Origin of the sequence: Bacillus cereus group sp. BfR-BA-01524, from assembly GCF_022662595.1 — a bacterium.
In the GTDB taxonomy this organism is placed as follows: domain Bacteria; phylum Bacillota; class Bacilli; order Bacillales; family Bacillaceae_G; genus Bacillus_A; species Bacillus_A thuringiensis_S.
Genome location: NZ_JAKUDW010000164.1, coordinates 1 through 7,115, shown reverse-complemented (window position 1 = coordinate 7,115; position 7,115 = coordinate 1). Strand labels below are relative to the sequence as shown.

The following is a 7,115-nucleotide window of genomic DNA, read 5'->3' as shown; positions in this document are numbered from 1 at the left end:
AGGAGGGCGTTGGAAGCCCTGACGAAGAGGCGCTTTTTGCCTCACAGGAAGGGGTGAAACGACCGACTGTTCTAGCCACTGGAACTGGATTATAAAAAAAGTGGAAGCGGCTTGCTCAGAACGAGACGACGCTAAAGCAAAGAATGGAAGCAACAAAGGTTTATAAAAAATAAACGGGAGAGCCAGCTTCTTTCAAAAAGAGAGAAGCTGCTCATGAAAATATGAAGGAGGAAATTTTCATGGAAAAAACAGTAGGAAATGCGGTTAAAGGCGGTAGCTTTTTAGTTGATGAGATTACGATTGATCAAGTGTTTACGCCAGAAGATTTTTCATCTGAGCATAAAATGATTGCAAAAACGACAGAGGACTTTATCGTAAATGAAGTTCTTCCAGAGCTTGAATATTTAGAGCAACATGAATTTGATCGTTCAGTTCGTCTTTTAAAAGAAGCTGGGGAGCTTGGTTTATTAGGCGCTGACGTGCCAGAAGAGTACGGCGGAATTGGTCTTGATAAAGTAAGTTCAGCGTTAATCGCAGAGAAATTCTCTCGCGCTGGTGGTTTTGCAATCACTCACGGTGCTCACGTAGGTATCGGATCTTTACCAATCGTATTATTCGGTAACGAAGAGCAAAAGAAAAAGTATTTACCATTACTTGCAACTGGTGAAAAATTAGCTGCATACGCATTAACTGAGCCAGGTTCAGGATCTGACGCATTAGGCGCAAAAACAACTGCACGTTTAAATGCAGAAGGTACACATTATGTATTAAACGGTGAGAAACAGTGGATTACAAACTCTGCATTCGCTGACGTATTCGTTGTATATGCAAAAATTGATGGAGAGCATTTCTCAGCATTTATCGTAGAGAAAGAATACGCTGGTGTATCTACAAGCCCAGAAGAAAAGAAAATGGGGATTAAATGTTCATCAACTCGTACGTTAATTTTAGAAGATGCGTTAGTGCCGAAAGAAAACTTACTTGGTGAAATCGGTAAAGGTCATATTATCGCGTTCAACATTTTAAATATCGGTCGTTATAAATTAGGTGTTGGTACAGTTGGATCTGCGAAACGTGCAGTAGAAATTTCAGCACAATATGCAAACCAACGTCAACAGTTCAAGCAACCAATCGCTCGCTTCCCATTAATTCAAGAGAAACTTGCGAATATGGCAGCAAAAACATATGCAGCTGAAAGTTCTGTATATCGTACAGTAGGTTTATTCGAAAGCCGCATGAGCACATTATCTGAAGAAGAAGTAAAAGACGGTAAAGCAGTAGCAGCTTCTATCGCTGAATATGCAATCGAGTGCTCTTTAAACAAAGTATTCGGTTCTGAAGTATTAGACTATACAGTAGATGAAGGTGTTCAAATTCACGGTGGTTACGGATTTATGGCAGAATACGAGATTGAAAGAATGTACCGCGATTCTCGTATTAACCGTATTTTCGAAGGAACGAACGAAATTAACCGCCTAATCGTACCAGGTACGTTCTTACGTAAAGCGATGAAAGGTGAATTACCACTTCTTCAAAAAGCACAAAAATTACAAGAAGAGTTAATGATGATGATGCCAGAAGAAGTAGGCGATGAGCCATTAGCACTTCAAAAGTATTTAGTAACTAATGCGAAGAAAATCGGCTTAATGGTAGCTGGATTAGCTGCTCAAAAATACGGTAAAGCATTAGATAAAGAGCAAGAAATTCTTGTGAATATCGCTGACATCGTAAGCAACCTATACGCAATGGAGTCAGCTGTTCTTCGTACAGAAAAAGCAATCAAAACAACTGGTCTTGAAAAGAATAAACAAAAAGTGTTATACACTGAAGTATTCTGCCAAGAAGCATTTAACGAAATCGAAGCAGATGCGAAAGAAACACTTATCGCAGTTGAAAATGGCGACATGCTGCGCATGATGTTATCATCATTACGTAAATTAACTCGCCACACACCACTTAATGTAATTCCGAAGAAACGTGAAATCGCTGCGAAAATTTTAGAAGATGAGCGTTACACAGTTTAATAGATGAGAGAGAACCAGTAGCCAGTTGGCTACTGGTTTTTTTATTGCTGAATTCTTGAATAAAGCTGTTTTACATATGTATGTGTAAACAGCTCTTTTTTATGGAGGTAAAGAAGATGAAGGTAATAAGCGTAGAAACAGTGCATCAAATTGCATTTTTACCGCGTCTATTTCCAATTAACTGTTACTTCGTTGAAGAAGAAACAGGATTAACTTTAATTGATGCGGCCTTACCGTTTTGTGCAAAGAAGATTTTACAATCAGCTCGGAAAATAGGAAAACCGATTACGAATATCGTTATTACACATGCGCATGATGACCATGTAGGAGCGCTTGATGCAATAAAGCAAGAGATGCCCGATGTTCCAGTCTATATTTCTAAAAGAGATGCTTGTTTACTTGAAGGAGATAAGGCACTACAAGAGGGAGAACGAAATACACCAATAAAAGTGGGAGTGTCAAAACAGATACATACGATCCCAGATATTTTTCTTCAAGAGGGAGATAAAGTTGGTTCTCTTGTAGCGATTGGAGCTCCAGGTCATACACCAGGATCAATGGCATTTTTAGACACAAGAAATGATGCACTCATTGTTGGAGATGCATTTCAAACGAGAGGAGGATTAGCGGTAGCAGGACAGTTGAAGTGGCTTTTCCCGTTTCCTATGTTTGGGACTTGGGATGCAGAAGTTTCATTAACGAGTGCTCAGAAATTGCTGGAGTATAAGCCGTCTTTATTGGCGACAGGGCATGGGAAAATGATTGAAAATCCGTTAATACAAATGCAACGGGCGATTGAAGAAGCGGAAAGGAATTTAAGTAGAAAGAGCCTCTAATCGTTTAGAGGCTCTTTTTAGTTAAATGATTATTTAGCAGACTTTTTAATGAATACGATTTAAAAAGAACAGAATACTAAGGAAGAATGAAAGAAGAAAGGTAGGAGTATTCCATGCAAAATTTAACAGAGCTTGAAGTAGAAAACTTACGTCATTTAATTGGTGGACACGCAACGATTATTAACAAGTTGGAGCAGTATGCACAGACGTGTACAGATCCACAACTGAAACAAATGCTACAAAAAGATGCGCAAGATGCAAGAAATACGAAACAGCAATTAATGACTTTCCTAGGATAGGAGGAAGAGAAAGATGAATGAAAAAGATATGGTAAATGATTATTTAGCAGGATTAAATGCAAGTTTAACAAGTTATGCAAATTATATTTCTCAGTCTGATAATGAACAGTTACATCAAACGTTAATCCAAATTCGTAATCAAGATGAAATGCGTCAACGTAATATGTATGAGTACGCAAAGCAAAAGAGTTATTACAAACCGGCAGCACCTGCGAATCCGATGATCGTGCAGCAATTAAAAAGTCAGTTAAGTGCAAAATAATAGGATGAAAAAACGGGCGAAAATAGATTCGCTCGTTTTATTTTTTTGTATGTCAATAAATACATAATAAATATTTTTCCAGTTGTAACAAATATGACGAAAATGTAATATAACAATTCACAAAAAGGACAAAAACTTTGCTCAATATTTCACAAAGTATCCATGGTTTCTATCGTGAGAACCTCTATAATTAAGAGTGTAAAGAACAAAAGAAATAGATTATATGATCACTTAGGAGAGATTGCTATGAAAAGACATACAAGAAAAATTGCAATTATCGGTACTGGATTAGTTGGATCAAGTTGTGCGTATTCCATTGTAAATCAAGGAATTTGCGAAGAACTATTATTAATTGATATAAATCATGAACGTGCAGTTGGGGAAGCAATGGATTTATCACATTGCATTAACTTTACAAATACAAGAACAAAAGTATATGCAGGAAGCTATGAAGACTGCAAAGATATGGACATTGTCATTATTACTGCAGGACCAGCACCAAAACCTGGACAAAGTCGCTTAGATACTTTAGGAGCGAGTGCGAAGATTATGGAAAGTGTTGTTGGCGGCGTAATGGCAAGTGGATTTGATGGTATTTTCTTACTCGCATCGAACCCAGTTGATATTATCACATATGAAGTATGGAAATTATCTGGATTACCTAGAAATCGCGTAATCGGTACAGGAACATCATTAGATTCTTCTCGCCTAAGAACAATTTTATCTGAAATGTTACATGTAGATCCTCGTAGTATTCATGGGTATTCATTAGGAGAACATGGTGATTCTCAAATGGTTGCTTGGTCTCATGTAACTGTTGGTGGAAAGCCAATTCTGCAAATTTTAGAAGAACAAAAAGAACGATTTGGTGAAATAGATTTAGATGAAATCGTTGAGAAGACTGCAAAAGCCGGATGGGAAATTTATAAACGTAAAGGAACTACTTATTACGGAATCGGAAATTCTCTAGCATATATTGCAAGCTCAATCTTTAATGATGATCACCGTGTCATTGCTGTATCAGCTATTTTAGATGGTGAGTACGGTGAATATGATATTTGTACAGGAGTACCAGTTATTATTACTAGAGACGGTATAAGAGAAATTGTAGAATTCAATTTAACAGAGGATGAAGAATCTCGATTCGCAAAATCAAACGATATTTTACGTGATTATATGAAAACAATTGGTTACTAACTTATAGGAGAAGGTGAAACAAATGAAGGAATATATAATGTCTCGTGTATTTAAAGCATCTGCTGGTATCGCACAAGGTATTTTCGTATCCCTCGGAATTGGTTTACTAATCGAAAATATAGGAAGAATTGTTGATATTCCGTTGCTTATTACAATTGGAGTTGTTGCAAAATCACTAATGGCACCAGCGATTGGTGCAGGAATTGCTTTTATGCTCGGTGCAAATGGTCTTGTAATCTTCTCGGCTATGGTGGCTGGAGCAATTGGTGCCGGATCCATTTCAATTACTGAAGCTGGTCTAATTATTAAAACAGGTGAGCCAATCGGTGCTTTATTAACAGCAACTTTAGCTGTATATATTGGTAAACGTTTAAGCGGAAAAACTGCTTTAGATATGATGCTCGTTCCATTTGCGGCCATATTAGGTTCTGGTTTAGTTGGTATTTGGTTATCTCATAATATTACTCCTGTTTTAAATGCAGTTGGAGCGTTCATTAAAGATAGCTCAGCTGGTAGCCCGTTTATCGCTTCTATCGTCATTGCAGTAGTTTGGGGACTATTACTTATCTCTCCAGCTTCATCAGCTGCGTTAGCGATCGCACTTAGCTTAGACGGTGTTGCAGGTGGTGCAGCTCTTGCCGGATGCGTCGCTCAGTTTATCGGATTCTCTGTCATCTCAGCAAAAGAAAACAATTTAGGTGGCATATTAGCTCAAGCTCTTTGTACTCCGAAAGTACAGTTGCCAAATATCACTAAAAATCCAATGATTCTCGTCCCAACTGTCGTCGCCAGTGCTATAGTCGGTCCGGTATCCGCATTAATTTTCCAACTGGAAGCAGGAAAAGAAATTGCAGGTCTTGGATTAAGTTCTCTTATCGCACCAATTAATTTAATTTCCAGCGAAGGATGGGAAGTTGTCCCGGCGATGGTAATTACTTATATCGTCATTCCAGTAGCTGTTTCTTATATACTTTACATTGCTCTTAAAAAAGCAGGTCGTATTCATTCTGGTGATATGACTGTACCGCAATCTTAAATTGAAAATCTCCTTAATAATAGATAAAAGCAGACTGAGAAGCCACAGTCTGCTTTTTTATGTTACATTTTATGATTTTGTTTTACTGGAACACGTACTGTTTCTTTTGCTAATAAAAGTTGAACACCGAAGTAAAGTATGCTTGCAAGTGTCATTCCAGAAACGGCATCTACAAAGGCATGTTGCTTCGTAAATAGCGTTGATAAAATAATAAGTGTACCGAAGAAAGTAAGGATGTAATATTCAAAAGCATGTTGTTCTCTACGCTTAAAGGCAGCTAACATAATTACAAATGTAGTAAGAACGTGAATGCTAGGGAAACAGTTTACTGGCTGGTCGATACTATAAATATAGCGAACTAGTTCAGAAAATACATCTGTTCCAACGACAGTCGGACGCGGTACAGTTGTTTGCCAAAAATAATAAATAGAAAAACAAGCAAGCTTTCCAAAAATAACACTACTTAAAGTGACATAATATTGCTTTCGGTCAGCAAAGCAGTAATAAATAAGTGCGCCGTATAAGTATGGAAACCAAAGTAAATAAGGAATAATAAATGCTTTTACAAATGGAATCCAATCATCTACTACAGTTGTAACGTCTACTGCGTGAACAGTTGTTTTATTTAATACATCGTAAAGGGGACTTACGAGTACGAGTAGAAGTATATAACTTAACGGAAGAAAAGATGAAAGTTTAAATTTCTTCATGTTGATCTCCTATGTTTAGTAATGTAAGTAAATTCAATTGATTATAATATAGAAACGTGAATTGGGCTATCGATTTTACTTGCATTTTCTTGAATTAACCTTACGTTTTTGTCACTTGACTAAAAAGAAGGGGGAGGGTGCTAAATGAAGCGTTTATCATATTTTTTAGTTTTTATATTGTTATGCCTAGTAGGTGCTGGGTGTGCAAAGAATAACGAAGGAGAAAAATTAGAATATAACGGAAGAGCACTCGTAATTGGAGTTGTTGGAGAAAAGCCGAAAGATACGTTTAGGAATGTAAAGTTTGAAAGTATAAAGTTAGAAGAAATGCAGGAGAAATCAGCAAAAGTTGATGGTTTTTTCGTTATGAAAGAATACTTTAAAGAGGCATCAAAGGAGCAGTATACGGACTTATTTTTATCGTTAAAGAAGCCGGTATTTTTTATTGGTTTGCAAGATAGACCGTATTTAATTTTTACTAACAAGGATTTAGATTATGATAATACCCCAAAGGATAAAACGATGACGTATACGCAAGGGCTTGTAAATATGGGGAACCCTGAAGGTCAATATTGGGGTATGGGATTATATAATGATACTGTTTCCGATCGAAATATTCATAATATGTATATAGTAGTATTTCAAACCATTTCGGATTACTTAAGTCGATGATGAAGGAGCCTGTAAAAAAGGCTTCTTATTTTTTTAAAATAAACGTTTGTTTAAGCTGTATGTTCGGTAGAAAGAAACT

General features: G+C 36.9%; 8 protein-coding genes. 7 read left to right on the top strand and 1 reads right to left on the bottom strand.

The window, feature by feature from the left end:
• The first annotated feature begins 239 nt into the window (after positions 1-239).
• The 6 genes from MR170_RS29310 (at position 240) to MR170_RS29285 (ending at position 5,654) form a co-directional block, all read left to right on the top strand.
• Entirely contained in the window at positions 240-2,024 is a 1,785-nt protein-coding gene (locus tag MR170_RS29310; protein WP_000416293.1) for an acyl-CoA dehydrogenase family protein, read from the top strand.
• 116 nt (positions 2,025-2,140) lie between these two features.
• On the top strand, positions 2,141-2,860 hold the full coding sequence (locus tag MR170_RS29305) for an MBL fold metallo-hydrolase (RefSeq protein WP_043935773.1): 720 nt from the start codon (positions 2,141-2,143) through the stop codon (positions 2,858-2,860).
• A gap of 113 nt (positions 2,861-2,973) precedes the next feature.
• Positions 2,974-3,159, top strand: a complete 186-nt coding sequence (locus MR170_RS29300) for a hypothetical protein (protein ID WP_001180555.1) — start codon at positions 2,974-2,976, stop codon at positions 3,157-3,159.
• Positions 3,160-3,172: 13 nt separating this feature from the next.
• Positions 3,173-3,421 (top strand): spore coat protein, encoded by a 249-nt coding sequence (locus MR170_RS29295; protein ID WP_242310436.1) that lies wholly within the window; start codon positions 3,173-3,175, stop codon positions 3,419-3,421.
• A gap of 246 nt (positions 3,422-3,667) precedes the next feature.
• On the top strand, positions 3,668-4,618 hold the full coding sequence (locus tag MR170_RS29290; protein ID WP_481746792.1) for an L-lactate dehydrogenase: 951 nt from the start codon (positions 3,668-3,670) through the stop codon (positions 4,616-4,618).
• Between the two features lie 22 nt (positions 4,619-4,640).
• Positions 4,641-5,654 (top strand): PTS sugar transporter subunit IIC, encoded by a 1,014-nt coding sequence (locus MR170_RS29285; RefSeq protein ID WP_000666170.1) that lies wholly within the window; start codon positions 4,641-4,643, stop codon positions 5,652-5,654.
• Positions 5,655-5,716: 62 nt separating this feature from the next.
• Here the strand turns inward: MR170_RS29285 and MR170_RS29280 are convergent, their stop codons facing one another.
• The gene (locus MR170_RS29280; RefSeq protein ID WP_016079828.1) at positions 5,717-6,364 is read right to left on the bottom strand and encodes a phosphatase PAP2 family protein; all 648 of its coding nucleotides are present in this window, start codon (positions 6,362-6,364) and stop codon (positions 5,717-5,719) included.
• Between the two features lie 144 nt (positions 6,365-6,508).
• On the opposite strand from MR170_RS29280, the gene MR170_RS29275 reads away from it, so the two are divergent.
• Entirely contained in the window at positions 6,509-7,036 is a 528-nt protein-coding gene (locus tag MR170_RS29275) for a hypothetical protein (protein ID WP_242310434.1), read from the top strand.
• Positions 7,037-7,115: the final 79 nt, after the last annotated feature.

Coding starts and splice junctions, on each gene's coding strand:
- MR170_RS29310 (WP_000416293.1), top strand. CDS start 240: ATGGAAAAAACAGTAGGAAATGCGGTTAAAGGCGGTAGCTTTTTAGTT.
- MR170_RS29305 (WP_043935773.1), top strand. CDS start 2,141: ATGAAGGTAATAAGCGTAGAAACAGTGCATCAAATTGCATTTTTACCG.
- MR170_RS29300 (WP_001180555.1), top strand. CDS start 2,974: ATGCAAAATTTAACAGAGCTTGAAGTAGAAAACTTACGTCATTTAATT.
- MR170_RS29295 (WP_242310436.1), top strand. CDS start 3,173: ATGAATGAAAAAGATATGGTAAATGATTATTTAGCAGGATTAAATGCA.
- MR170_RS29290 (WP_481746792.1), top strand. CDS start 3,668: ATGAAAAGACATACAAGAAAAATTGCAATTATCGGTACTGGATTAGTT.
- MR170_RS29285 (WP_000666170.1), top strand. CDS start 4,641: ATGAAGGAATATATAATGTCTCGTGTATTTAAAGCATCTGCTGGTATC.
- MR170_RS29280 (WP_016079828.1), bottom strand. CDS start 6,364: ATGAAGAAATTTAAACTTTCATCTTTTCTTCCGTTAAGTTATATACTT.
- MR170_RS29275 (WP_242310434.1), top strand. CDS start 6,509: ATGAAGCGTTTATCATATTTTTTAGTTTTTATATTGTTATGCCTAGTA.